Genomic DNA, 828 nt, shown 5'->3' with positions numbered 1-828 from the left:
TATATAAGACTTCGAGCGCTTGAGCGTAATCCACGTGATCGTCCCCGGCAGCAATAAAATCGTAATTGCGCTCGCGCAGATACTCCAGATAGGATGGGGGCGTGGATGCGGATACCAGAACAATAATGTCTTTACAATACTCCGAATCCCTGAAAACATGCAGGTTCCGCAATCTTCCGCGGCTGTCCGGCACCACCCACCTCAGCCTTTGGTCATCCGGCCTGTCTGTCGGTTTCTTAAACGCTTTTTCTGTCTCGGGCGGATAATGTTCAGCCGCAGTATAAACTGTTTCGCTGCCAAACAGCACCATGTCCGCATTGAAGCGGTTGGCAACGGCGTAATAGACGCCCGTGTCAATAAAACCGCGCACGCAGCCATCCAAGCTTATTTGCGCGTGCATAACAATTTTTGGTCGCATGAAATTACCTCCCTGGCGTGTTTTTGGTATTAGTATACCTGGGCAAAGTGACAGCCTTATGTCAGCAGGTTAGAATCTCGTCTTTCTTTTATGCTATAATTTCTTTTAGCATCGGAAGAAACTGCCAAGCAGTTTCAACACACCGCTGCAACGAGGCGGAGCTTAGACCATGTTGTCTGTTTTGCTATTCGCCTCGTTATATTTGGTATATTAATGTGCCACCAGGAGGCCCATCATGAATAGAGTAGACAGACTAGCGGCGATGCTCATTCATCTTCAATCCAAAAAAATCGTTACGGCCCAAGAGTTGGCCCAGCGATTCGGTATTTGCATCCGGACCGTGTATCGGGATATCAGGGCGCTTGAAGCCGCCGGCATACCGCTAGGCTCTGAAGCGGGTGTAGGCTATT

General features: G+C 49.3%; 2 protein-coding genes. One reads left to right on the top strand and one right to left on the bottom strand.

The genetic code is table 11. The features are described from left to right. On the bottom strand, positions 1 to 418 hold a 418-nt coding region (locus tag B2633_RS05135), incomplete at its 3' end, for a dihydrofolate reductase family protein (protein WP_483169589.1). Between the two features lie 235 nt (positions 419 to 653). On the opposite strand from B2633_RS05135, the gene B2633_RS05130 reads away from it, so the two are divergent. Next, the coding region (locus tag B2633_RS05130) for a helix-turn-helix transcriptional regulator (RefSeq protein WP_483169590.1) at positions 654 to 828 on the top strand (175 nt) is incomplete at its 3' end.

The organism is Syntrophomonas sp. UBA1041 (assembly GCF_002316705.1).
Classification (GTDB): Bacteria; Bacillota; Syntrophomonadia; order Syntrophomonadales; family Syntrophomonadaceae; genus DTU019.
This window is presented reverse-complemented; position numbering and strand designations above follow the sequence as displayed.